General features: G+C 63.5%; 16 protein-coding genes. 5 read left to right on the top strand and 11 right to left on the bottom strand.

Annotated elements, in window-relative coordinates; translation table 11 throughout:
• Positions 1 to 84: 84 nt before the first annotated feature.
• From BLP82_RS00480 to BLP82_RS00460, 5 genes are all read right to left on the bottom strand, one after another.
• A complete protein-coding gene (locus BLP82_RS00480) occupies positions 85 to 906 on the bottom strand; it encodes an energy transducer TonB (RefSeq protein WP_092164439.1) in 822 nt (273 codons plus the stop codon).
• Positions 903 to 1,349 carry a protein TolR gene (gene tolR / locus BLP82_RS00475; protein WP_092164437.1) on the bottom strand — a complete coding sequence of 149 codons (447 nt, stop codon included), beginning with the start codon at positions 1,347 to 1,349 and terminating at the stop codon, positions 903 to 905. Before tolR ends, BLP82_RS00480 begins: the two co-directional genes overlap by 4 nt.
• A 13-nt stretch (positions 1,350 to 1,362) precedes the next feature.
• Positions 1,363 to 2,070: a protein TolQ gene (gene tolQ / locus BLP82_RS00470; protein WP_092164435.1), complete on the bottom strand. Its 708-nt coding sequence runs from the start codon at positions 2,068 to 2,070 to the stop codon at positions 1,363 to 1,365.
• A 64-nt stretch (positions 2,071 to 2,134) separates the two neighbouring features.
• Positions 2,135 to 4,060, bottom strand: coding sequence for a phytase (locus BLP82_RS00465; protein ID WP_371914087.1), 1,926 nt, complete (start codon positions 4,058 to 4,060; stop codon positions 2,135 to 2,137).
• 133 nt (positions 4,061 to 4,193) lie between these two features.
• Entirely contained in the window at positions 4,194 to 6,722 is a 2,529-nt protein-coding gene (locus tag BLP82_RS00460) for a TonB-dependent receptor (protein ID WP_092164433.1), read from the bottom strand.
• A 471-nt stretch (positions 6,723 to 7,193) separates the two neighbouring features.
• Here BLP82_RS00460 and BLP82_RS00455 point away from each other — a divergent pair, with 471 nt between their 5' ends.
• Entirely contained in the window at positions 7,194 to 8,108 is a 915-nt protein-coding gene (locus BLP82_RS00455) for a GGDEF domain-containing protein (RefSeq protein ID WP_092164431.1), read from the top strand.
• On the top strand, positions 8,105 to 9,142 hold the full coding sequence (locus BLP82_RS00450; protein WP_092164430.1) for an AraC family transcriptional regulator: 1,038 nt from the start codon (positions 8,105 to 8,107) through the stop codon (positions 9,140 to 9,142). The genes BLP82_RS00455 and BLP82_RS00450 overlap by 4 nt, the downstream gene beginning before the upstream one ends.
• Before the next feature lie 43 nt (positions 9,143 to 9,185).
• On the opposite strand, the gene BLP82_RS00445 is transcribed toward BLP82_RS00450, so the two are convergent.
• The 4 genes from BLP82_RS00445 to BLP82_RS00430 all read right to left on the bottom strand — a co-directional run bounded on the left by BLP82_RS00445 (position 9,186) and on the right by BLP82_RS00430 (position 13,909).
• Positions 9,186 to 9,626 (bottom strand): CBS domain-containing protein, encoded by a 441-nt coding sequence (locus BLP82_RS00445; RefSeq protein WP_092164429.1) that lies wholly within the window; start codon positions 9,624 to 9,626, stop codon positions 9,186 to 9,188.
• 180 nt (positions 9,627 to 9,806) lie between these two features.
• Entirely contained in the window at positions 9,807 to 10,193 is a 387-nt protein-coding gene (gene nirD, locus BLP82_RS00440) for a nitrite reductase small subunit NirD (protein WP_060742269.1), read from the bottom strand.
• Positions 10,193 to 12,754, bottom strand: coding sequence for a nitrite reductase large subunit NirB (nirB, locus tag BLP82_RS00435; RefSeq protein WP_092164428.1), 2,562 nt, complete (start codon positions 12,752 to 12,754; stop codon positions 10,193 to 10,195). The genes nirD and nirB overlap by 1 nt, the downstream gene beginning before the upstream one ends.
• 531 nt (positions 12,755 to 13,285) lie before the next feature.
• Positions 13,286 to 13,909 (bottom strand): TetR/AcrR family transcriptional regulator, encoded by a 624-nt coding sequence (locus tag BLP82_RS00430; RefSeq protein WP_092164427.1) that lies wholly within the window; start codon positions 13,907 to 13,909, stop codon positions 13,286 to 13,288.
• Positions 13,910 to 13,991: 82 nt separating this feature from the next.
• Here BLP82_RS00430 and BLP82_RS00425 point away from each other — a divergent pair, with 82 nt between their 5' ends.
• Positions 13,992 to 14,621 carry an NAD(P)H-dependent oxidoreductase gene (locus BLP82_RS00425; protein WP_092164426.1) on the top strand — a complete coding sequence of 210 codons (630 nt, stop codon included), beginning with the start codon at positions 13,992 to 13,994 and terminating at the stop codon, positions 14,619 to 14,621.
• A gap of 2 nt (positions 14,622 to 14,623) precedes the next feature.
• Here the strand turns inward: BLP82_RS00425 and BLP82_RS00420 are convergent, their stop codons facing one another.
• Positions 14,624 to 16,186, bottom strand: coding sequence for a L,D-transpeptidase family protein (locus BLP82_RS00420; protein ID WP_092164424.1), 1,563 nt, complete (start codon positions 16,184 to 16,186; stop codon positions 14,624 to 14,626).
• Positions 16,187 to 16,348: 162 nt separating this feature from the next.
• Here BLP82_RS00420 and BLP82_RS00415 point away from each other — a divergent pair, with 162 nt between their 5' ends.
• Entirely contained in the window at positions 16,349 to 17,032 is a 684-nt protein-coding gene (locus tag BLP82_RS00415; RefSeq protein ID WP_092164422.1) for a murein L,D-transpeptidase catalytic domain family protein, read from the top strand.
• A gap of 86 nt (positions 17,033 to 17,118) precedes the next feature.
• Complete coding sequence (locus BLP82_RS00410) at positions 17,119 to 18,075, top strand: class I SAM-dependent methyltransferase (protein WP_092164421.1); 957 nt, start codon at positions 17,119 to 17,121, stop codon at positions 18,073 to 18,075.
• Here BLP82_RS00410 and BLP82_RS00405 read toward each other — a convergent pair.
• Positions 18,044 to 23,167: a dermonecrotic toxin domain-containing protein gene (locus BLP82_RS00405; protein WP_092164419.1), complete on the bottom strand. Its 5,124-nt coding sequence runs from the start codon at positions 23,165 to 23,167 to the stop codon at positions 18,044 to 18,046. The two genes, BLP82_RS00410 and BLP82_RS00405, sit on opposite strands and share 32 nt — an antisense overlap.
• Positions 23,168 to 23,232 lie beyond the last annotated feature (65 nt).

Genomic DNA, 23,232 nt, shown 5'->3' with positions numbered 1-23,232 from the left:
GGCGCCATAATAATGTGGCCGCACACAACCCCCTGTGGGAGCGAGCAAGCTCGCTCCCACAGGTATTTTCTGCCAGGCCTGTCTTCATTTGATCCGGTAATGAAAGGTATTGCGCACCGCCGGCACCGTCACCGCCTTGCCATCGATGATTCGCGGCTGATAACGGAAGGTCTGGGCCGCCGCCAGGGACGGGCGGATGAACAACGGATGGCAGCCGTCGAGTACCTTGGGACTGTCGATCCGGCCCTCCGGCGTCACGCTGTACTCCACGGTGCAATCGCCTTCCAAGCCCTTGTCCAGGGCACGTTGCGGATAATCCGGGGCTTGCTTGCTCAGGGGCTGATAGCTGCGGCTGTCGGCGATGGCCTGGCGCGCCTGCTCGGCCTGGCGTTGTTCGGCGAGTGCTTGGGCCTGCCGGACCAGGCGCTGTTGTTCGGCGGCCTGCTGCTCGGCGTCTTGCCTGCGCCGCTCACTTTCCAGCCGTTCGCGCTGCTGCTGTTGGGCCTGCTGCTCGCGTTTCTGTTCCTCGACCCGTTTGCGGGTCAGCGCCGCCTGTTCCAGCTTCTGCGCCTGGACCCGCGGGTCGACGAGCGGCTTGGTGGGGACAGGAAGTGGCGCTTGCGTGGGTGGCGGCGCGGGTTCGACCACGGGGGGTGCAACAGGGATGACAGCCGCCGGTGCAGGCGCTTCGGCCACCGGTGCGGCCGGCAACATCACCAGTTGCGTACGTAGCACCCGCGGCGTCTCGGCGACGGGCTTCTCCACGTTCCACCCCAACACCAACAGCGCAGCTATTGCGGCGTGCAGAGCCACGGCCAGTCCCGCCGCCAGGCCGTTTCTCCAAAAACCGTGGCGGCTCAACGCGGTTACGCTCAAGGCGGGACTGTGCATGATCATCGCCGTCATTGCGGCGCCTCGGTCACCAGCCCCAGGTTACTCACGCCGCCCTGCTGCAAGGCGGCCATGGCCGCGACGACCCGGCCGTAATCGGCATGATCATCGGCACGGATGTACACCTGGGTATCGCTGCGCTCGGCCACCACCTGCGCCACCTTGGCGCGCATCTGCTCCAGGTCCACGGCGCTGTCGGTCTGGTGGCGGGTGTCCAGCTCACCGCCCAGGTTCCAGTAGTAACCGCCTTCGGCCTTTACCGACAGGGTGAGGATTTGCTGGCGACTGTCGGTGGCCAGCGCTTGGCTCGCGACCTTGGGCAATTCGATCTTCACGCCCTGGGTCAGCATCGGCGCGGTGACCATGAAAATCACCAGCAGCACCAACATCACGTCGATGTACGGCACCACGTTCATCTCGGCCTTGGGACCGTGCTTGCGTTGTGGCTTGACGAGCATCTTGCCTCTCCTTTCAAGCGGCCGAGGCCAGGTTCACCGGGGCGCCGTGCAGCTTGCGGTGCAGACGTGCCTGCAGTTCGTTGCCAAACCCGTAGTAACGGGTCAGCAGGGTCTGGCCGCGGGCGGCAAAACGGTTGTAGGCAATCACCGCCGGGATCGCCGCGAACAAGCCGATGGCCGTGGCGATCAGCGCTTCCGCAATGCCCGGTGCCACGGTGGAAAGGCTGGCCTGTTGCACCTGGGACAGGCCGAGGAACGCATTCATGATCCCCCAGACCGTGCCGAACAAGCCGATGTAAGGGCTGACCGAACCGACGGTCGCGAGAAACTGCAAACCTTTCTCCAAGTGCACTTCCTGTTCGCTGATCGCCACCTGCAGCGAACGCTCGACGCCTTCGAGTACCACCTCAGGCGTACAGGCAGGCTGGTTGAGCTGAGTGAAGGCCAGCAAGCCTGCCTGGAAAATCGGCGTGACGCCGCCCTCGTCCTCACGTATCTGTGCGTGTTCCCGGTACAGGGGCAACAGGTCCTGGGTGCTGCGAAAACGTTGCATGAAAGCGTTGAGCTGACGCTCGTTGCGTTGCAGCACGGCACTGCGCTGGATGATCAGGTACCAGCTCAATAGCGAGGCCAGCAGCAAGGTGAGCATGACCGCCTTGACCAGCAGACTTGCGTCACTGATCAGGCCCCAGATTGTCATGTGTTCCAAAGTGGCTTGCATGGGTAGAACTCCTGTCTGGCGGCTATTCGATGAAATGTTCGTGACCGGTTGATGACAGTGCCGCTCAAGGCAGACGCAGGGCTTTCGCCACGTCGGCCCAGGGCACGAACTTGAAGTTCTGGGTCTGTTCGGGCATGCGCTTGCGGCCGTCCTGGACCACCAACATGCCCTGGTTCCAGGGCCCGCCGAGGTTCACCGAGGTCACTTCCAGGCCGTCGGTCTCCGACGCGCCATCAATGCCCGCAGCCGCATTCAGGCCGACCCGGAACGCACCCCGCACGGCGAACGGAGGCTCTGCATCGAGCACCAGGTAGCTGTCGTTGCCTTGGCTGGAGATCACCAGGTAGTCGCGACCCTTGGCCTGGTACAAGGCCATGCCCTCGACGTCAGCGTGCAACGACGGGCCAACCTTGATCACACTGCTCAAGGTCGCCGGCTGGTCGGCCCGGGCATCCATCGCCCAGACACCCACGTCCTCCTCACCGAGAAACAAGCGCTGGCGCTGCTCATCGGCCACGCAGCCTTCGGGCTGGCTGTCGACGCTGAACTGGCGCACCAATTGACCGTGCACCACGCCGTCGGGTGCGCTAAGGCGGTATTGCACAAAGCCCCCGTCCTTGCCGTTGGCGAAGGCGTACAGCTCACCTTCGGCGGGCTGGAACAGGCAGATGCCGTAGATATCCTTCAATGACGTCGCAATCTCCCCCGCTTCGCGCAACTCGCCACTGGCACGGTCGATGCTGAACAGGCTCAAGCTGTTGCGATCGCGGTTGCTGGCCACCGCCAGATCGACGGTTTGCGTGCCCAGCTTGAAGTTCGCCCGCACATCGACGTTGTTCAGGCGCCCGACCGGCAGTTCCTGCAGCAACTTTCCTTGCAGGTCATAGGCCAGCAGGCCTTGCTTTTTGTTGGTGCCCAACACCCGGCTCAAGCCCGGTGTGGTCGGGTGCACCCAGATCGCCGGGTCATCCGCGGCATCGCCCTGGCGGGCCACCGGCTCGCTCTGGGCGATGGCAACTACCGTGGGCAGCACCGGCGGCAAGGGCATGGGCGTGGGTTGCCAGTTGAGTTCACCCTGATACAGGCGTCCGTCATCATTGTCGCGCAGCAGCACCTCGATACCGGTTTTCGTCCGGCGCGCCGCCAGGCTTTCCGGCTCCTTCAGGCCCGGCAGCGACAGCGTGGCGCGGGGTGTCCAGCCTTTGCCGTCCTGTTGATACAGATGCAACTGCACAGCCTCTGGATCGAGGCCCAATACGCCACCGGGCAATACCGCCAAGGCGCCGGCCGCCTGCTGGATGTCGCCGAACGGCGCACGCATCGCCACGGGCGCCCGCACGGTCTCAGCCTCGGAGGATGCCGGGTAGGCCCACCAGCCTATCCGCTCTTCGTTGACGAACAATTGCTGGCTGGTGTCCTGCACTTGGCAGGTCTTGGCGTCCGGCGGCAGTGGTAAGCCACGCACCCGTTGGGCGGTCGCACCCAACCGCTCGCCGGCGCTCACCAGCCATTGCTCGCCCTTGCCCTCTTCCCCCACCAGGAACACAAACAGGTTGCTCGCCTCGTCGCGGTACAGGCACAGGCCGTTTACCGGGAAGTCCCGCGTGGGCAGGTACAGTGGCGCGCCCCACTGGCGGCTTTGTGGGTCGAGGCTGACGACCATGGCTTGCTGGCGCTCGCTGTCGAGGCTGGCGACCAGCACGTTCGCGCCCTGGGCCCGGCTATCGACACCTTCGAAGGTGCCCTTCAGGCGCGTCAGTTCGCGACCCTGGGCATCGAGCAAGAACAGTCCCTCGCGGGCACTGGCCAGTCGCTCGGTCGTCGAAGGACCAGGCAGGAATGCCAGGGCGTTGATCGACCGTTGTTCGGCTTGAGGCCAGGGTTGCAGCTTTAGCTTGGGCACTGAAGCAGCTGCCAGGGCGGCGGCTGATGCCAGGCTGAGCGCCATCGCCAGTAGGCAGCGCTTGGGTAAGGAAAACAGCTTGTTCAACGGGAAAATCCTTGTCGTTCAGTCAGACTCAAACGGGCTTGTTGCTCACTTCTATTGCCAGGGAATTCATCTGTGGGAGCAAAGCTTGCTCCCACAGCCAAATCCTCTTGCCACAAGTGATCAGGTTCGCGAATCAGAAATGGGTAAAGGTCAGCCCCAGCTTGTACGTCGGGCCGTACTCTTCGTACTGGCCGTTATAGGAGCGGTGGCCGGTGTAGACGAAATACGACTCGTCGGTGAGGTTCTGGGCCTCGAGGCTGACTTGCAGGTTCTTGGTCAGCGAGTAACGCGCGCTGAAATCGACGAACGTCTGGGCGTCTACGTGCAGGTCATGGTCGCGGTCGCCGATGGACGCCAGCTCGAACAGGTACGCTGACTTGTAGTTGGCCGACAGCCGCAGGCTCAGCTTGTCATTTTCCCAACCCAGCATCAGGTTGCCGACCGTGTCCGACTGGTTCGGCAGGTCGATGCTGCGCTTGCGCTGGGTACCGCTGGCCTGGTCGAAACCTTCGATCTCGGCGTCCGAACGGCTGAAGGTGGTGTTGGCCCCCAGCAGCAGCCCGTTCCAGGGGGCCGGCAGCCAGTCGAATTTTTGCGAGTAGGCCAATTCCAGGCCGTACAGCTTGGCGCTGTCGCCGTTGGCGTAGCTGTGGGCTTCTGAAAAATCGGTCCAGGCGCCCGTACCGGCCAGGTCGGTGTTGTAGACGAAATGCTTGATGTCCTTGTAGAACACGAAGGCCGAGACCGTGCCGGCGTGGCCCATGAAATGCTCGATACCCAGGTCCAGGTTGCTCGATTCCAGCGGCTTGAGCTCCGGGTTGCCGAAAGTGGCTTCGTCATCGTCGATGACAAAACCTGGCGCCAATTGCCCGAAGGTTGGACGCACCACCGACTTGGTCCAGGCCGCACGCACCTGGGTGTTCTTGTCCAATTGGTAGCGCGCGTGCAGGCCCGGCAACCAGTGATGATACTCGCGACGGGTCTCGGTATCGGTGAAGACCCCGTCAGTGGCGCCGCTGCCCTTGGCTTCGAATTCGGTACCTTCGTAGCGCATGCCCGCGATGAAGCGCCAGTCATCGATGTCGACGGTGTTCATCAGGTACGCGGCATTGATGTCCTCGCTCATCTTGAAGTCGTTGACTCGCGACTCTTGCTCGTCGAAAAACTCGTCGCGGTTCAGGCCGCCCAGCAACTGCTTGATGGCATCGGCGCTGATGCCCGGGCCGAAGCGACCGAGACGGTAGTCCACGCTGCCTTTCTGGAACTGCCCGAGGTTCAGTTGCTCGTCGGTGAACCCCAGGTCGTCGAAATCTTCGTAGACCCAGGCGTCCAGGTCGTTGTCCTTGTCCCGCCGGCTGACTTTGCCACCGAACTTGACCTGGGACGCATAGCCGCTGAAATCATAGTCCCGGGCCAGGTCCAGGCGCAGGTTCTTCTCGGTGTCGGTGGTCTTCTGCGCTTCCCAGTCCACCTTGTCGAGGCTGAAGTTGGCCGGATCGTAGAACCCCGAGTCGATGATCGGCCGCGGCTTATCGTTGTCGTAGAAACCACCATTGAAGCCGTCGATGCCTTCGAAGGTAGCCCCGGCAATATGGCCGGGACTGTCTTCGCTGGATTGGCTGTAGCCGCCCTGGCCACTCAGGGTCCAGAGACCGAACAGGCGCTCGCCACCCAGTACGTAGGATTGGATTTCCTGGGTTTCTTCACGTTGCTTGAGTTTGCGCTCGCCCTCGGCGTCCCCCAGTTGCCCGGCGGCTTGCGGGTCTTCAAAGGCGATGCTGGCGGCGTTGCGGGTTTCGCTGTCCTTGTAGCGGCTGTACAGCGTGCGCAGGTAATAGCTGCTGAAGTCGTCGGGCTTATAGTCGAAATTCAAGCCGCCACCGGCCCGCTCGCGGCGGATGTCGTAGTCGCGCTGTTCGAACTCTTCGAGGCGTGAACCTTGTGCGAAATCCCAGGCACCGCCGGTTTCGACGTTGTCCGAACCGAAGTCGCGTTTCTGCCAGCTCAGCGCCGCGGCCACGCCGAAGTTGTCGATACCATCGCCAAGGCTGAAACGGTCGCTGATGGCGCCGGAGAATTTCGGGCTGGTCTGGCTGGTGTTCTTGTCATAGCTGGCTTCGCTGCTGCCGGTGTAGAACAGCCCCTTGTGGTCGAAGGCCGAGAGGCTTTTCACATCCACCGTGCCGCCCAGGGAGTTGGCGTCCATGTCCGGCGTCAGGGTCTTGATCACCGACAACGACTGCACCAGTTCCGAGGGCAACACATCCAGGGCAACGGCGCGACGCTCGCTTTGCGGAGCCGGCACCAGGGTGCCGTTGATGGTCACGCTGTTGAGGTCCGGCCCCAGGCCACGCACGCTGACAAACCGGCCTTCGCCCTGGTCGCGCTCGACGCTGACACCGGGCAGGCGCTGCACCGCTTCGGCGACGTTTTCATCCGGCAACTGCGCCACGCCGTCGGCATGCACCACGCTCTTGATGCTGTCGGCGCTACGCTGCTCCTTGAGGGCCTGGTCGATACTCGCCGCCTGGCCGACCACTTCAACGTGTTCCGTGGCGCCGGCCGCTTGCTCGGCGGCACTCAGTCGTTCGCTGGCAATGGCCATCGCCAACGCGGTGAAGGTGAAACCGACGAGCCCGGCGGTGCTTGTGCGGTGGTACATGGTGATCCTCCCCAGGAATCCGGAAATCCGCCAGGCAGTGGCCCGGCAACTGGGAGGGCACGCTAGGGGTGGGGAATGACGGTTCTGTGACAGCGGTGCCAGCCAAAGGACGATATCGGCGATTTAGACAGGTTGGTCGACCGAAGTGAGCTGAAATGACCTCTTCCCTGCGGCTCAATGAATCTGAAGACAATTAATTTTGTGGCGAGGGGATTTATCCCCGCTGGGGTGCGAAGCGCCCCCATGCGGCATACCTGTCACGCCGTGCAATCAGCTCTACAGGGCTGCTGCGCAGCCCAGCGGGGATAAATCCCCTCGCCACAATGGGAGAGGTGCTGTCCCATACAGTGAAAAAACCGGATGACCGATGAGCTGATTCGACCTCCCCCACTCCGTTACCCGCCGTCACCGCACTGTCACATCCATCTGCTGTGCTGGGCCGCATTCCGCTTCTGGCAAAGGACTTCGGCCATGTTCTCCGTGCTTCGCCCGCACCGCTTCAAACTCGCCCTGCTTCTGCTGGCGGCCAACCTCGGGCTGATCCTGCATTTGGCCAGCGGCGAGCTCAAACCCATTGCCGAATGGGTCTGGCTGGATATTCTCGGCGAAGGCGGCTCGGCGCTGCTGGCGCTGGTCTGGCTGGGGCTGGTATTGAAAAGCCGCCCGGCCGGGCGGGTGACCAACTACCTGATCCTGGGCCTGGGCTGCATCTTCTTTTCCTGGTGGATCGACAGCCTCGACGAATTCATCCGCTTGCCCGATAGCATCACCTGGGATCACTGGCTCGAATCCGGCCCCATGCCGGTGGGCATGATCCTGCTGACCCTCGGCATCTATCACTGGCACCGCGAACAGCTGGCGATCAACGGGCAAATGGAGAAACGCGAGCGATTGTTCCGCGAGCACCGCCTGTTCGACAAGCTCACGCCGTTGGGGGGCGCCGACTTTCTCAAGCACGAACTGTCCGCCAGCCTGGAAGACAGCCGGCGGCGCCAGCAGCCTTTGTCGTTGCTGGCCCTGGACCTGGACAACTTCACCGCCATCAACCAACGCTTCGGCCACGGCGAAGGCGATGCGGTGTTGCAGGCGATCAGTCAGTTGCTGGTCTTGAACCTGCGTCGCCAGGATCTGCTGTGTCGCCTGGCCGGCGATCGCTTCGTGGTGCTGCTGCCCGACACTGGCGAGAGCCAGGCCCGGCGCCTGGCCCTGGAGCTGGAAATCGCGGTGCGCAGCCTGGCCCACAAGACCCGGCAACATAGCGAGCGCTTGCAACTGGCCGCCAGCACGGCAGTGCTGATGGCGTTCGACGAAGCCCCCGACGTTTTGCTCAAGCGCCTGAACCTGGCACTGGCCCAATCCCGGACCACGCTGGCGAAAAGCGCATGACGCTCAAGACCTGCTGGTACGAAACCGACAGCCGCTTCATTCCGGGGCACTATCAGCCTGCCGCGCTGATCGACCTGGCGCTGTCCCGGGACATCGACAGCCATCGCCTCCTGCGCGGCACCGGACTGTTCCATGACGATATCCTCGCCGGACAGAGCCGCATCAGCCCGCAGCAATTCCTCGGCCTGATCGACAACAGCCGGCGCCTGCTGGATGCCAGCGACAGCAGTTTCCTGTTTGGCCAACGGCTATTGCCCGGCCACTACGGACCCGCGAGCCACGCCTTGCGCCACGCGCAGAATCTGCATCAGGCCCTGCAAAGCCTGATCGACCAACAGGCGCTGCTCAGCCCGTTGGCAGCCCCGCGCCTGTTGCTGGACGAGCACTACGCCTATGTCCATTGGCTGGACAGCTGCGGCGCCGGGGAACAATGGCGCTTCGTGCTGGAGGCGAGCATGACCTCGATGGTGGCGATGAGCGCCTGGCTCAGCAGTGAACGCCTGCCCTGGCAGTGCAGTTTTCGCCACAGCGAGCCGCGTTACGTCGAGCAGTATTGGGTGCACCTGGGCGAACACACGCAATTCGACCGTCCCCTGGACCTGATGCGCCTGCCCCGCCACTGCCTCGCCCAGCCCTGGCCCAACGTGTCGGCCACCGCCGGCCAGGTGGCACGAATTGAGGCCCAGGACCAGCTCGACCAACTGGGGTTCGCGTCAAGCTTCCTCGATTGCCTCTACGACTACCTGCACGCCCATGTGCAGCAGACGCCAAGCCTGGAACAAACCGCCCAGGCCTTCGCCATGAGCCCGGCTACCCTCAAGCGCAAGTTGCACAAGCACCACACCGGGTTCCAGCAACAGGTCGACCGGGTGCACACCCACGTGGCTTTGTATCTGTATCAGGTCAAGGGGTTCAGCAACGAGGAAGTGGCGCAGTACTTGCGCTTCAACGATACGGCGAACTTCCGTCGCTCGTTCAAGCGCTGGACCGGCAGCACGCCGAATCTGATCCGGCAGTTGCTGATGCTGGGCTGAACTGTGGGAGCAGACTGCCCCCACAGATAAATTCCCTGTGGGCTCAGTGCCCGCGAATGTAGTGTTCCAACTGCCGGATCAGGTCGGCCTGCTCGACAATCGCCTCTTTCACCAGGTCACCAATGGACAGCAGGCCGATCAACTGCCCGTTATCCAGCACCGGCAAGTGCCGCAAGTGGCTGTCGGTCATGACTTCCATGCAGCGGTCGATGCTCTGCTGGCTGTCGGCGGTGACCACCGGGGCGCTCATGATGGTGCGCACCGTCGTACCCACCGACGACCGCCCCTTGAGCACCATCTTGCGCGCGTAGTCCCGCTCGCTGAACACGCCCACCACCTGACCGTCCTCGATCACCGGCAGTGCACCGACGTTTTTTTCGGCCATGACCTGCAGCGCTTCGAGCACCGTCTGCTCCGGCGCGATGCTGTGGACCTGCTGGTTCTGCACACTCTTGAGTCTCACCAGTTGGGCAGCGGTTTTCATTGTTCATCCCCACATTCAGCCAAAGGCATGCTCGAACATCATGCTGTCAGTTAAAACATCCCCTGTGGGAGCGAGCTTGCTCGCGATAGCGTTGGATCAGCAGCAGGCTTGTCGACTGATGCACCACCATCGCGAGCAAGCTCGCTCCCACAGGTTTTCATTCAGCTTTCAACTCAGGGATCAGTCCTCGCCAATCTCCACCACATCGCCATTCAAGCGCACCGGCCACACCCGCAGGCTTTGTTCCGGGTACTCCAGGCAATGGCCGTCTTCCAGGCGGAAATGCTGCTTGTACATCGGCGAGGCAATCACCAGGTCACCCTTGATGCTGCCCAGCAAACCGCGGCCGATGACGTTCGCACCGGACTTGGGGTCGCGGTTGTCGATGGCGTACAGCGGCTTGTCCTCATGTTCCGGCAGATAGAGCAACGCCACTTGGCTGCCGTCGTGCCAGGCGACCACGCCGGAGTTGGGCACCAGGTCGGCGCGGCTGCACAGGGCGCGCCACTGCAAGGGTTCCTGGGCGACATCGCGGGCGGGAATGCGAACGACGTTTGACTGGCTCATCAGAGCACCTCCTCGGTAACGGGAATCAGGTGGAGTTCATGGGCGTGAACCGGCCGACGCTGGCCGCGCTCGCGGACGAAGTGAACGTCCGGATCGCCGCGCTTGTCGTTGACGAAAGTGCGGAAACGCTTGAGCTTCTCCGGGTCCTTCAAGGCGTTGGCCCATTCGCATTCGTAGCGGTCGACCACCAGCTGCATCTGGGCTTCAAGCTCGGCGCCCAGGCCCAGGCTGTCATGGATGATCACGTCCTTGAGGTAGTCCAGGCCACCTTCCAGGCTTTCGCGCCAGACCGAGGTCCGTTGCAGTTTGTCGGCGGTGCGGATGTAGAACATCAGGAAACGGTCGATGTAGCGGATCAGCGTGGCGTCATCCAGGTCGGTGGCGAACAGCTCGGCGTGACGGGGACGCATGCCGCCGTTGCCGGCCACGTAGAGGTTCCAGCCCTTCTCGGTGGCGATCACGCCGACGTCCTTGCTCTGGGCCTCGGCGCACTCGCGGGTGCAACCGGACACCGCGAACTTGAGCTTGTGTGGCGAGCGCAGGCCTTTGTAGCGATCTTCGATGGTCAGGGCCATCTGCACGCTGTCCTGCACGCCGTAGCGGCACCAGGTGCTGCCCACGCAGGATTTCACCGTACGGGTGGATTTGCCGTAGGCATGGCCGGTTTCGAAACCGGCTTCGATCAGCTCGGCCCAGATGTCCGGCAACTGGTGCAACTGGGCGCCGAACAGGTCGATGCGCTGGCCGCCGGTGATCTTGGTGTAGAGGTCGTATTTCTTGGCGACCACGCCAATGGCGATGAGTTTGTCGGCGGTGATTTCCCCACCGGCGATGCGCGGCACCACCGAGTAGGTGCCGTTTTTCTGCATGTTCGCCATGAAGGTGTCGTTGGTGTCCTGCAGCGCCACCAGGGATGGGTCCATGATCGGCTGGTTCCAGCACGACGCCAGGATCGAGCCCACCGCCGGCTTGCACAGGTCGCAGCCGGTGTGACCTCGACCGTGCTTGGCCAGCAGTTCTTCGAAACTGATGATGCCTTCAACCCGTACCAGCGCATACAACTCCTGGCGGGTGTAGGCGAAATGTTCGCACAGGCTCTTGTCGACGCTGACGCCGCGGGCAATCAATTCGTGCTCGAACACTTGCTTGACCAGGGCCGCGCAACCACCGCAACCGGTACCGGCCTTGGTGTCGCATTTGAGCTGGCCGAGATCGGTACAGCCGCCGTCGATGGCCGAGCAGATCGAGCCCTTGGTCACATTGTGGCACGAGCAAATCGTGGCGGTTTCCGGCAACGCCGCCGGGCCCAGGGTCGGGGCGCCTTCGGACGATGGCAGGATCAGGCTGGCGGCATCCTTGGGCAAGGCGATGCCGTTCTGCATGTATTGCAGCAAGGTGTCGTAGTAGCTGTTGTCCCCCACCAGCACCGCGCCGATCACCCGCTTGCCGGCGGCGTCCACCACCAGCCGCCGGTAGCTGGCGCTGGTTTCGTCGATGAACTGGAAGCTGCGCGAACCTGGAGTGTTGCCATGGGCATCGCCGATGGAGCCGACGTCCACGCCCAGCAACTTGAGCTTGGTGGACATGTCTGCGCCGGTGAAGGCTTCAGCGCTTTCGCCGCACAGCCGGGCGGCGACGCTACGGGCCATCTGGTAGCCCGGGGCGACCAGGCCGAAAATGCTGCCGTTCCAGGCCGCGCATTCGCCGATGGCGTAGATGTCCGGATCGCTGCTCTGGCAATGATCGTCGATCACCACGCCGCCGCGCGGGCCGATCTGCAGGTCGCTCTGGCGTGCCAGGGCATCCTGGGCGCGGATACCGGCGGAAAAGACGATGAGGTCAGTTTCCAGGAAATCGTCGTCGCCGAAATTCATCCGATAACGGTACTGCTCGCCGGCGCTGATGGACTGAGTGCCCTTGGACAGGTGCACGCCGACGCCCAGGCTTTCAATGCGCGCCTTGAGGGCCAAGCCGCCCTGCGTATCCAACTGCACCGGCATCAGCCGTGGCGCGAATTCCACCACATGGGCTTCCAGGCCCAGGGTCTTGAGCGCGTTGGCCGCTTCCAGGCCCAGCAGGCCGCCACCGACCACCACGCCACGGCGGGCATTACTGGCAGCGGCGCGGATCGCATCCAGGTCTTCCAGGGTGCGGTAGACCAGGCAAGAGTCACCCTCGGCGCCCTGGATCGGCGGCACGAACGGGTAGGAACCGGTGGCGAGCACCAGTTTGTCGTAGCTGATGCGCTCCCGGGCAGTGACGACCTGGCGCGCCTGGCGGTCGATTTCCAGCACGGGTACGCCCAGGTGCAACGTGACGCCGGCGGTCTGGTACAACGACGCTTCGCCCAGGGCCAGGGACTCGGCATCACGCCCGGAGAAGTACTCGGACAGGTGCACGCGGTCGTAGGCACGCATCGGCTCTTCGCTGAACACATGCACGTGGTAGTGATTGAGGGCACCGCGTTCGATCAGTTGCTCGACGCAGTGATGGCCGACCATGCCATTGCCGATCACGATCAGCGTTTGCAGCTTGTTCAGAGAAGCAACGTTGGAATTCATAAAAAGCACCCGACAAAAGCCCATCACGATTTTGAAAGCAAAAAAAAGACGCCTGAAACCTTGCGGTTCCAGGCGTCTTTGCCTGTTCTGTGCGGTATCGGCCCGGCGACTGCGCCCTGACCTACCGTTGTCCCCCGGCCTGCTGGCGCTCGATCTTCGTTGACCGACGGGGCTGCCCACTCGACTGTGTTCACGGTGGGCCTGAATAGCCTCTTGCAGCGAGCGTGCCAAACCTCATCCGCGACTGTATTCGCAACCTCGAATTCGCCGACGATCCCCTGTGGGAGCGGGCCTGGCCGCGAAACCGTCGGCTCAGCCATCGCAAGCTGACCAGCCTCCTGCGCTGTTTCGCAGGCACCGCCAACTGCCTTGCGATGGTGCGATCACCCCGCCTGCGGCTTCATAAAAGTGCAGTCGTTCGAACCCACCGTTCACCGTCAGACCGTCATCGCGAGCAAGCTCGCTCCCACAGGAGAGCTGCGGTTGAGCCCAACCCTCTGTGGGAGCGAGCTTGCTCGGTATAGCGGTGGGTCAGCTCGAAGGGTTATCGGCGGTCCTGGTCACCATCGCCACGATACTGGCCAACAACTCTTCCTTCGCCTCATCAGCGCTGATTTCCCCAGTAGCGGCGGCATTGGACAATGCTTCCGCCGCTCCCAGCATCGCCCGCAAACCGGCCTGGGTGATGCCCTTCGTGCCGGCGAACGGCTCCAGCACCGCGCGGCACTTGTCGAGGAAAATACCCTCGTATTCGCGCTTGATGCGTTCCAGCTCCGGCGAGCTGGTCAACGCTGCAATCACCCCGGGAATCTCTCGGCCTTGCAACAACACGCATTCGACGTAGGAAGAAGCGATCACCGCCGCTCGGCTTTGCAAGGTGGCCTCACTGGCATCCAGGGCCGCATCCATCCGTGCGGTCTGACGGGCATCGAAATCCTGGTAAAGCGCCGCCAGCAGCCCAGAGCGGGTAATGAAGTGGTTGTAGACAATGGGTTTGGTCACCCCCGCCTGGTCCGCCAGCCGTGCCAGCGTCAGGGCGTCGCTGCCCTCCTCGCGCACCAATCGCCAGGCGACATCCAGCAATTGGCGCTGCCGGTCCTGCCGGGATAAACGACGACGAGGTGAAGCTTGAGAATGTTCGTCAGTGCTTGACATGCTAACTTTACCAACCGTAACTTACTAAGCGTAACTTAAGCATACCTGTCATCAAGACCTCGTGACCAGAAGGAGTTTCGCCATGCATGCACTCATCGTTGTGGCCCACCACGATCCGCGCTCCCTCACCCACGGCCTGGCCGGGAAAATCGCCGAGGGCATCACCCGCGCCAACCCTGTCGATACGTTCGAGATCGCCGACCTGGCTGCCGAAGGCTTCGAGCCGCGCTTCAGCTTTGCCGACCACGCCGTGCACCACCGCGAGGCCTTGCCGCCCGCGGATGTGCTGGCCGAGCAAGCCAGAATCGACCGTGCCGACGCGTTGGTGTTGGTCTATCCGATTTACTGGTGGTCCATGCCGGCACTGCTCAAAGGCTGGATCGACCGGGTGTTTTCCAACGGCTGGGCGTTCGATTTCAGCCTCGACAAGCCGTTCATCCAGAAACTGCAGCACTTGCAGGTCCATTTGGTGGGGGTCGGAGGCGCCGATGCCGACAGCTTCCAGCGCCACGGCTACGGTGAGGCGATGATCACGCAGATCGACCATGGCATTTTCGGTTATTGCGGCGCCCGGGTAGTGAGCTCCCAGCGTTTGCTCGACTCGGAAACCGCCGATCCGCAACAACATTTGCAGGCCGCCGGCGTTATCGGCCAGCGGTTATTCGCAACGCTCGACGAAACCACCCAGGCGCCCGCGACCGCATGCGCCTGAGCTCAGAGCGCACGTCCACGGGCGGCAGACAGTGTCGCGTCACGCCCGTAGATATCCGGGACATACACCGCCTGGCCCTGGCTGTCCGCTTGTGCTGTCCAGTAGCCCAGCAGGATCGGCACGGGCCGGGCCAGCCTGAACTCGTGGGTCGACTCACTGGCCAGCAACGTGTCGGTGCGTGCGCGTTCGGCCGGGCTTACCAGCAGGTCGCGCAGGTGCATCACTTGCTCGATCCGCACGCAGCCTGAACTGAAGGCCCGCGGGCCTTTGCTGAACAACGCCTGGCTCGGTGTGTCATGCAGGTACACCGAAAACGGATTGGGAAAACGGATCGCCATTTTGCCCAACGGGTTCTTCGGACCTGGATCCTGACGCAGCATGAGGTTGCCCGGGTGCTCCCAGTCGATGTCTTCCGCCAGCAACGGCAGGCCATCACCATCGAGGATCCGCAGGTTGTGGCGGCTGAGAAACTCCGGATCGCGGCGGATCTCGGGCAGTTTGTCTTCGCGCATGATGGTCGGCGGAATGGTCCAGGTCGGGTTGAGTGTCAGTCGGGTGACGTGGGATTTGAGCAGCGGCGTCTGCCGTTGCGCACGGCCCACCTGGGTACGGGTTTGCCAGACCGGCGCGCCGCCCTGGTAAACCGTCAACTGCGCCGCCGCCACGTTGACCAGGATGCTGTCGGTCTCCACGTCCTGGGCCAGCCAGCGCATGCGCTCCAGGTTGATGCGCAACTGCTCGCGGCGCATGGCCGGGCTGATGTTCAGCTCGGTGACGGTCCACGGCCCCACCACGCCATCGGCCTGCAACGAATGCTGGGCCTGGAAGCTCTTCATCGCCTCCACCAACATGGGGCTGTAGTGCTCGTCGCTCACCTGCGGCGGCGTGCTCAGGTAACCCTCGTTGAACAGTCGTTGGGCCAGGGCGGGTACGCGGGTATCCTGTTTGTCCGGTTGCAGCAACGGCCCGCCCGGCACCGCTTGCCATTCGGCTAAAGGCTGTTGCCGCAGTCGGGCATAGAGGCCGCGCAGGTTGCGGTAGAGGTCCAGGTTCGGCCGCGCCTGTTCAAAAGCGTCGGCCAGGTTCTGCAGGCCCAGCCCGGCGATGGCCAGTACCACGGCCGGGTGGTCCTGTGGCGGTGGATTGGCTTTCCACACCGGCTCCAGCCGGTCTTGCGGCAGATAGCCGAAGCGCAGGTCATGCAAGGCTTGCAGGTAGCGCCGGCTGATAGCGATGTCGGCACAATGAGGGACTTGGTTTGCCCCCTCGACCGGCAAGCCATAGCGCGCGGGATCGAGGCCGTCATCGGCCAATTGTTGCAACTGGACCTGCAACGCCCCCCGTCGTTCGTCGTCCGACCAGACTTCCTGGCCTGCGTTTTGCTGGTAGAACGCCTGCAAGTCGAGCAGCGTTGGAAAGTCGACACCCACCGCAACGTCCGGGCACGCGGCCGCCAATTGCGCCAGGGTGGTCTGCACCAGTGCCGGATCGCTGTCTTCGGCTGTGGCGACCAATGGCGCAGTGAGCAATAAAAGGCTCAGGTAACATGCGGACTTTTTGAACAACTGCTTTACTCCAATCCATGGCCGTCTCGTTGACGGTGAATTTTGCGACAGGTACGACCCGCCATCATGCAAACAAACGAAATCGGACGGGATGCCGCGAACGAACACCACGTTGGACCCCCTTCGCCTGTAACGGGCTTTTTGCGCCGATTCTGCCTGCTCATGCTGGGCCTGGGCATCATTTGCAGCCCGGCGCTGGCCGAAAAAAAGGCAAAGTCGCAAACGCTTTACCACAGCCTCGCCCAGGCAGCGCCGGAACTCAATCCCCTGGCGCTCAAAAGTGCCTTGAGCGCCATGCAATGCGCGGTCGCCAATGGCGCCGGCCAGGCCCGTCACCTGGCGGTGATCGACTACTCGCAACCGTCCACGGCCCGGCGCTTGTGGATCTTCGACTTGCGCCAGAAGAAGCTGGTGCTGCGCGACCTGGTGGCCCACGGGCAAAAATCCGGGGAAAATTTCGCCACGCAATTCTCCAATCGCCTGGGCAGCTATCAGTCGAGCCTGGGCCTGTTCCGTACCCAGGAAAGCTACCAGGGCACCCACGGCTATTCACTGCGCATGGACGGCCTCGAACCGGGCTTCAATGACTTGGCCCGTGACCGGGCCATCGTGATTCATGCCGCCGACTACGTGAACCCGTTGTGGAGCGTGCGCCAGGGGCGTATCGGCCGCAGCCAGGGTTGCCCGGCCGTGCGCCCGCAAGTGGCGCGGCAGGTGATCGACAAGCTCAAGGGCGGCCAATTCATGTTTTCCTGGTACCCGGACCCGGGCTGGCTCAAGCGTTCGGCCTATCTCAACTGCCAGCCGCAACAGGTGGCGAGCATTCTGGCTACCAGCGGTGGCTGAACAGGCCGTCGCTGCGTAACTGAGCGGGAGCAAGCTGTCTCGCCACAGGTTAAAATGCCGGCCTTTCGAATTGCTGGCCTTGCCTGATGACCCCTCAAGTTCTACATGACCTGCAGACCCATTTGCTGACAGCCCTGGCGTCCCCGCCGGAAGAAACCCGCCGTTTGTTCCATGGTCGCGGCCGTTGCTGGCCGGGGTTGGAGCAGATCACCGTCGACTGGCTGCAAGGGATTGTGCTGGTATCGTTGTTCAAGGAACCGGAACCGGTGCAGTTGGATGACTTGATGTCCATGCTGCTCGCCCTCGCCGCCTCGCCCGCGTGGAAAAACAGCGGCGCCCGTACCCTCGCCGTGCAACACCGTTACCTGCCCCAGAGCCTCACCCAATGGCTGGTGGGCGACCCCATCGACGAATGGACCCTGACCGAAGGTGGCCTGCGCTATCGGATCGACTTGGGCAAGAAACAGAACAACGGCCTGTTCCTCGACATGCGCTACGGTCGCGACTGGGTGCGGGCCAACGCCAGTGGCAAGCGGGTATTGAACCTGTTCGCCTACACCTGCGGCTTCTCGGTGGCGGCCATCGCCGGCGGTGCGCGGCATGTGGTCAACCTGGACATGTCGCGGGCGGCCCTGAGCCGGGGCCGTGACAACCATCGCCTGAACGGCCATGACCTTGGCCAGGTGAGTTTCCTCGGCCATGACCTGTTCAAATCCTGGGGCAAAGTGATCAACAGCGGTCCGTATGACCTAGTCATCATCGACCCACCGACCTTCCAGAAAGGCAGCTTCCTGCTGACCAAGGACTACCAGCGGGTCCTGCGCCGCCTGCCGGAACTGCTGACGGCCGACGGCACGGTCCTGGCCTGCAGCAATGACCCGGCCACCGGCCCGGACTTCCTCATCGACGGCGTCACCCGCGAAGCCCCCGGCCTGACGTTCGAGCAGCGGCTGGCCAACCCACCGGAGTTTCCCGATGCCGATGTGCAATGTGGCCTGAAGGCGCTGGTCTTCAAAGCGGCAGCACCGGCCACCAGGCGGTAACCAGGCTCCTGGTCACCCGGCGCACCAAGGCCTCGACCTCCCGGCTCTTGACCGAGCGGTAGATGGCCATGGTGCGGCGTAGCTGATCCTCGTTGAGCGTCACCGGCTGGCCGCCCCTCCAATCCACATCGGCGACGGCTTCGAGCCCCGTGCGACGCCAGACAATCCGCTCGCCTTCGGTGACCGGCTCCAAGGGGCTGGGTAATTCGGGGTCCGGCAGGACCAGGTTATCCAGCATGACCCGGGGCCAGCGGGACGGATCGATGGGCTCGCTGAAGGCATTCACCAGGTCGTCATCGACCGTTTCCCAAATCGCCAGTCCTTCGGGCCAGTCGCGGGACATCAACCCCAGGTAAGGTCGCCAGGTCATCTCGCCGGTACGTGGGGTTTGATCGTTGCTATTGAACGTATCCTGGGCGTCGCTGAGCCAATCGATGAACGCCTCCCGGCTCATTTGCGCCTGGCGTTGCACCGGATCGATAAAGCGGTCCATCAGCGCGAAGTCCCAATGGGAAAGGTGTTCCGCCAGGAAACTCGCAAACGGCGCCCCGTCCCGGGCCAGCCGTGCACGCATCACCGATTCGAACATCGTGAAGTGCACCTCCAGCTCGCCGATGTCCGGTTGTTGCCTGTCCTGGCTACGGATTTGCAAGCGCGTGCGCAGTTGGCGAAGTTGCACATCGAAATCGCCAATCAAGGTGGGCAGGCGGCCATAGACGTTTCCATAACCGATGAAATGCTGCAGAACCGCCCCGGCCCTCTGGCGAACGCCAAACGCCAGTCCGGCGGGGGAATCCTCGTCGGCTTCGCGGACGCGGCCAGAAAACCAATCGATGAAACCCCGCATCCCGGGATCGTCACGGGCGACCTCCAGTGCCCTTTGGAGCGAGGCAGAAATATAGAGCCACTCGTCGACGGTGTAGCGAAACGCCTCGGGAAACACATTGCGCAGGGCATTGATCTGGGCGCTGGGCAAGGGATTGTCGTCAAGCCAGACTCCAAGTGTGTCAAGGCTCGGCAAACGGTTGAGCGCCGGGAGCAGGTCATCCTGGATAGAGGTGATACGGTTGCCGCTGAGATCGACGACGAACGTATCGGAGATGAACACATCGGAATGCCTGGCCAGCACCGCCAAGGCCAACGAGGGCACCCGATCCAGCCCGGTCCTGCCCAGTGCCAGCGTCATCAGGTTTGCAAGCTCGGGGAGCTCCGGCAGGTCTCGGCAGTTGTTTCCACTCAGGCGCAGTTCCTGCAAAGCGGTGGCGCTGCGCAGGAAGGCACTGCCCTCCTCGTCCAGCCGCAGGCCACAGCGCGCCAGGTTCAGCGCCCGCAGGTCGGGCAATGTGGCCGTCAGGGCCTGCAACTGCTCGGGCGTGAAATCCAGGTTGTCGGCCCATATGACTTCACGCAGGGACGGTAGCGAAGCCAGGCTGCCAATGGCGGCAAGCACCTCGGCGTTGGTTCCCGAAGCCGCGCCGCTGCTGATCCCGGACAAGTCCAGGGTCCATAACGGGATCATGGGATCGTCGCCCAGCAGCGGCGTAAACACCTCCGCGTTCAAGTGCAACGGGTTGCGGGCCAATGACAGATCCACCAGCGCCCGCAACTCAGCTACCGCAACGGGGACGGCGGTGAGGTGATTGCCCCGCAGGCTAAGCGATTCGATGCCGGGGAACATGCGCAGGAAATCTGAAGGATCCTCGACCAGCTCCAGGTTGGCCAGCACCACTGATTCGATGTGCTCGAAACGAACATTGACGGGGGGCAGCCGGCCGACGTTGATGTTTTCTATCCGCAATACCAACTCTGCGCCCTCCCTGCCCGGGTCAGGCGCGCGCTGCCAGGCCCGGCGAATTTCCCTCGCGATGACCTGGCGCTGCGCGACCAGTGCCTCACGGTCCAGTATCTGTTCGGCGGGGTGATGATAGCCTTCCTGGTCGACCCATTGGCGCAGCCCCTGGTCCAGGGTGGTCCATTCGTGCTCCAGGCGGGTGATCACATCGTTGAGGCTGATGCCCTCGAGCCCGGCCTGTTCGGTCAGGCCAAGCTGCAGCCGTTCCAGTGCATTTCCCGCGTGGGCGGGATAGAGCCGCTCCAGACGCTGACGCAGGCTGCCTTGCCACTCCTGCAACGGCAGCCGGCCACGGCCGCTGAGCGGGTAAACCAGGTGTCCGTTCAGCCATTGCGGACGAGACCCGAGGCTGCCCAGGCGACGCATCGCCAAGTACGGACGCAGGGCTTGCCGGTCTTCCAGGGCCCGTGCCAGCAGTTGGCTGCGCAGCCGGTCCGCCTCCCAGATGTTCAGGCCCAGGGCGCTGCGAGCTTCGTCCGGCATGGCCCTTAGCAGCGCAGCCTCCAGGGCCACGGCGTTCGCCAGTTCTTCGCCGGTTTCGTCGAAGGGGCGATACCGTTCACCTTCCTGGCGGATGACTTTCAGCGGCCCGGCGTCCCCCAGCTCGACCGGATCCGCCAGCTCGCGCAACCACAGCCGCAGGTGCAGGCGACCGCGAAGCCCGGGCATATCCGCCAGCAGGCCCATGACGATGCGATCCCGATCGACGCTGCTTTCGCCACGTTCCAGGGCGCGCAGCGCACGGCTCAAGCGCAGCTCGCGCAACGCTTCGGCCGCCCGCCTGCCGAGGTCCCCAGCCACCCGCCCCTCGAGCAAACGCAGCCGGTCATCGCCTGTCACATCGCGAACGAGCTCGTTGGCAATGGATTCAGGCAGGTTCGGGAATGCCTGGACCAAGGGCACGGCCAGTGGATCGAGCCGGGTGGACCTGCCCATGGCCATCGTCACCCGCCTGGCGTCACGCTCCAGGCTTACGGCCCAACGGTCGGCCAACAGGCGACTTCGCTCCAGGGGTTGCAAACCGATACTGCTTTGCCCCAGCAGTACGGTTTGCTCGTCGCTGCTCAGGCCTTCCAGGATGCGAGCGGCCCAGGCGTCATGGGCCAGGTCGGTTTTGGTCAGGAGGATGGAGCGGGTGTCGGCCGTATCGCCTACAGGGTAGAGATTGACGCCATCGTGGTAGCGCAAGGTCATGTCTTGCGGCCAGCCCGGCAACTCCACGAGAGTCTGGACAATGCGAAGATGCGTTCCTTGCGGTGCTTCGCCACGGCGCAGGCGTTCTATGGTATGCCGCACCCGTTGCCAGTTCCGTGCCTCGTCCAGGGCGTCGGCCAATATGGCCGGCATTGGCCGTGCCTCCACTTGCAGGTAGCGCAGATGCGCTTCGCTGATACCGACCTGGCGTTGCAAGGTCAGGATCGTAGAGTCGTCGAGTTCGGCGGGCGTCTCGGCGAAGGTTCGCAACAGCTCCAGGCCGCTTCGCTGCAAGGGGTTGCGGTGCGCCCACTGCCAGCCTCGCGTGCGGTTCCATTCCAGCGGCGGCGCAACGCCTGTATGCCCGGGAGGCAGGCGCAGATTCACGTTGTCCCGCGTACCTTGCACTTCGAAGTAACGATCCTCGATTCGCACCCAAGCCTCGTCCTCCGTGCGCCAGACACCCCAGGCGTCCTGCTCGGCGTCAACGGGAGGCAAACGCTGTGCTTCAAAGGGGCGCACATCGCCATTCCACAACCGGGTGGTGCCGTCTGCCACGGGCATGGGCTCGATGGCTGCGCCAATGAAGCCCAGGTAAGCGCCCTGGGCGACCCCGAACAACGCGTTGAAGATATGCTCGATACCTTCTTGCGCGTGACCTTCATTGAACGCCTGGATCCCTTCGAAGATTTCATACACCAGACGCACCCCGCCTACCGCGGCGGCCACCATGCCGACGGGCGCGCAGAACGGGAAAAAGGTCGCGGCGACCATCAGCGAACGCTCGACCAGGCTTTCCCAGTATTCGAGGCGGGCCAGCAGCGCCCGCCAATCCTGATCTCGGGTCGGGACCATCAACGCCGAGGCGTTGGCCAAGGTATGACCGCGCCATTCGTGGTAGGTGGAGTGCCAGGGATCCTCGCGCAGGTCATCCAGGCCCCAGGCCACCTTGGGCGCGGGGATCCGAATGCGTCGAGGGTTGCCGTCCTCGCCTCGCTCACTCTCCCGCCACCCGGTGATGCGGGCATGGATTTCCTGGAAGAGATTGGGGTTGTCCGTGACCTTCCACTCCACCTGGTCGTGCAGGGCCGACCCCAGGCTGGCCTGTAGACGCAGCGGCAGATAACGCAACAGGGTCTGGCGGTAACTGCGTTTGCGAACCCGTTCGGTCAGCTCGGCCGACAGTGCCTGCAAGCTGGGAAACTGCTTGAGCGGTGCCACTGCATCATGGGGCATGTGCAGCACGATCGGGCGAACACCCTTGGCGTCCCCTGCCAGCCCCCAGTACACCCGAGCGCCGAACAACGGTGCCGACAGCAACGCCAGCGACTTGACCTCGCAGGCCAGCGGCGCGACGGGCCGATCGTCCAACTGCACGCCGACGTGGGCCAGCAAGCGCTCACCGGTGTTGTCCAGGCGGCCATCCAGCTTCGCCTCGTAGGCATCATAGGCGAGCTGGCTGCGGGCATAGGCCATGTAGGCCGTGGCGACGATGGGCACCTGATGACCGATACGCGGCAGCCGCCATTCGAGCGAGCGCCGGTAAGCCCCGCCCACATCCACACTGCGGCACAGGCGGGCAAAACTGGCCGGGCTCATGGGCAGCGGCGCGGTGTCCGCCGGGGCGCCCCAACGATAGAACTCCCCAGGCTTGCCCTTGATGAAAAGCTCGCCTTTTAGATCGAACGCGCTGCCGGTGACGGCATCGTCGGGAGGGTAGTTGCGCATGGCCGCCTCGACGACCGACAGCGAGGGAACCGTGATGAACGAGCTGCGCCGGACCCTTGCCCGACGTAGGGCCTCCGCGATATCGCCGCGGCCATTGACCTGGCTCCAGCCTTGCACCTGCGGCTGCACCTTGAGCAGGTCGAGGGTAAAGGCATAGGGCGTGGGCAGGTCCTTGAGCAATGCGTTGAGTGCATCGCTGTCGTGTTGCAGTTGCCGGGTGAGCACCCTGAAGCGCTCCTGCCGGGGCCGTGTGGCTCGTTTCAGCCAGGCGGGCAGCCTGGCCTGGATAAACTCGACATGGTTATCGAGGGTAGACATGGTGGAACCTCCATCCTTGGGGGCGATTGAGTGCGTTGACGTGGCCGATGCTCTCCAAACCGATC

It is taken from the genome of Pseudomonas sp. NFACC37-1, assembly GCF_900101575.1.
Lineage (GTDB): Bacteria > Pseudomonadota > Gammaproteobacteria > Pseudomonadales > Pseudomonadaceae > Aquipseudomonas > Aquipseudomonas fluorescens_AA.
This window is presented reverse-complemented; position numbering and strand designations above follow the sequence as displayed.

What these genes read in the sequence shown, in the direction of transcription:
- nirB (WP_092164428.1), bottom strand. Translation starts at nt 12,754, where the DNA reads ATGAATTCCAACGTTGCTTCTCTGAACAAGCTGCAAACGCTGATCGTG.
- nirD (WP_060742269.1), bottom strand. Translation starts at nt 10,193, where the DNA reads ATGAGCCAGTCAAACGTCGTTCGCATTCCCGCCCGCGATGTCGCCCAG.
- BLP82_RS00415 (WP_092164422.1), top strand. Translation starts at nt 16,349, where the DNA reads ATGCTGGGCCTGGGCATCATTTGCAGCCCGGCGCTGGCCGAAAAAAAG.
- tolR (WP_092164437.1), bottom strand. Translation starts at nt 1,349, where the DNA reads ATGCTCGTCAAGCCACAACGCAAGCACGGTCCCAAGGCCGAGATGAAC.
- BLP82_RS00425 (WP_092164426.1), top strand. Translation starts at nt 13,992, where the DNA reads ATGCATGCACTCATCGTTGTGGCCCACCACGATCCGCGCTCCCTCACC.
- BLP82_RS00460 (WP_092164433.1), bottom strand. Translation starts at nt 6,722, where the DNA reads ATGTACCACCGCACAAGCACCGCCGGGCTCGTCGGTTTCACCTTCACC.
- BLP82_RS00405 (WP_092164419.1), bottom strand. Translation starts at nt 23,167, where the DNA reads ATGTCTACCCTCGATAACCATGTCGAGTTTATCCAGGCCAGGCTGCCC.
- BLP82_RS00450 (WP_092164430.1), top strand. Translation starts at nt 8,105, where the DNA reads ATGACGCTCAAGACCTGCTGGTACGAAACCGACAGCCGCTTCATTCCG.
- BLP82_RS00455 (WP_092164431.1), top strand. Translation starts at nt 7,194, where the DNA reads ATGTTCTCCGTGCTTCGCCCGCACCGCTTCAAACTCGCCCTGCTTCTG.
- tolQ (WP_092164435.1), bottom strand. Translation starts at nt 2,070, where the DNA reads ATGCAAGCCACTTTGGAACACATGACAATCTGGGGCCTGATCAGTGAC.
- BLP82_RS00410 (WP_092164421.1), top strand. Translation starts at nt 17,119, where the DNA reads ATGACCCCTCAAGTTCTACATGACCTGCAGACCCATTTGCTGACAGCC.
- BLP82_RS00445 (WP_092164429.1), bottom strand. Translation starts at nt 9,626, where the DNA reads ATGAAAACCGCTGCCCAACTGGTGAGACTCAAGAGTGTGCAGAACCAG.
- BLP82_RS00430 (WP_092164427.1), bottom strand. Translation starts at nt 13,909, where the DNA reads ATGTCAAGCACTGACGAACATTCTCAAGCTTCACCTCGTCGTCGTTTA.
- BLP82_RS00480 (WP_092164439.1), bottom strand. Translation starts at nt 906, where the DNA reads ATGACGGCGATGATCATGCACAGTCCCGCCTTGAGCGTAACCGCGTTG.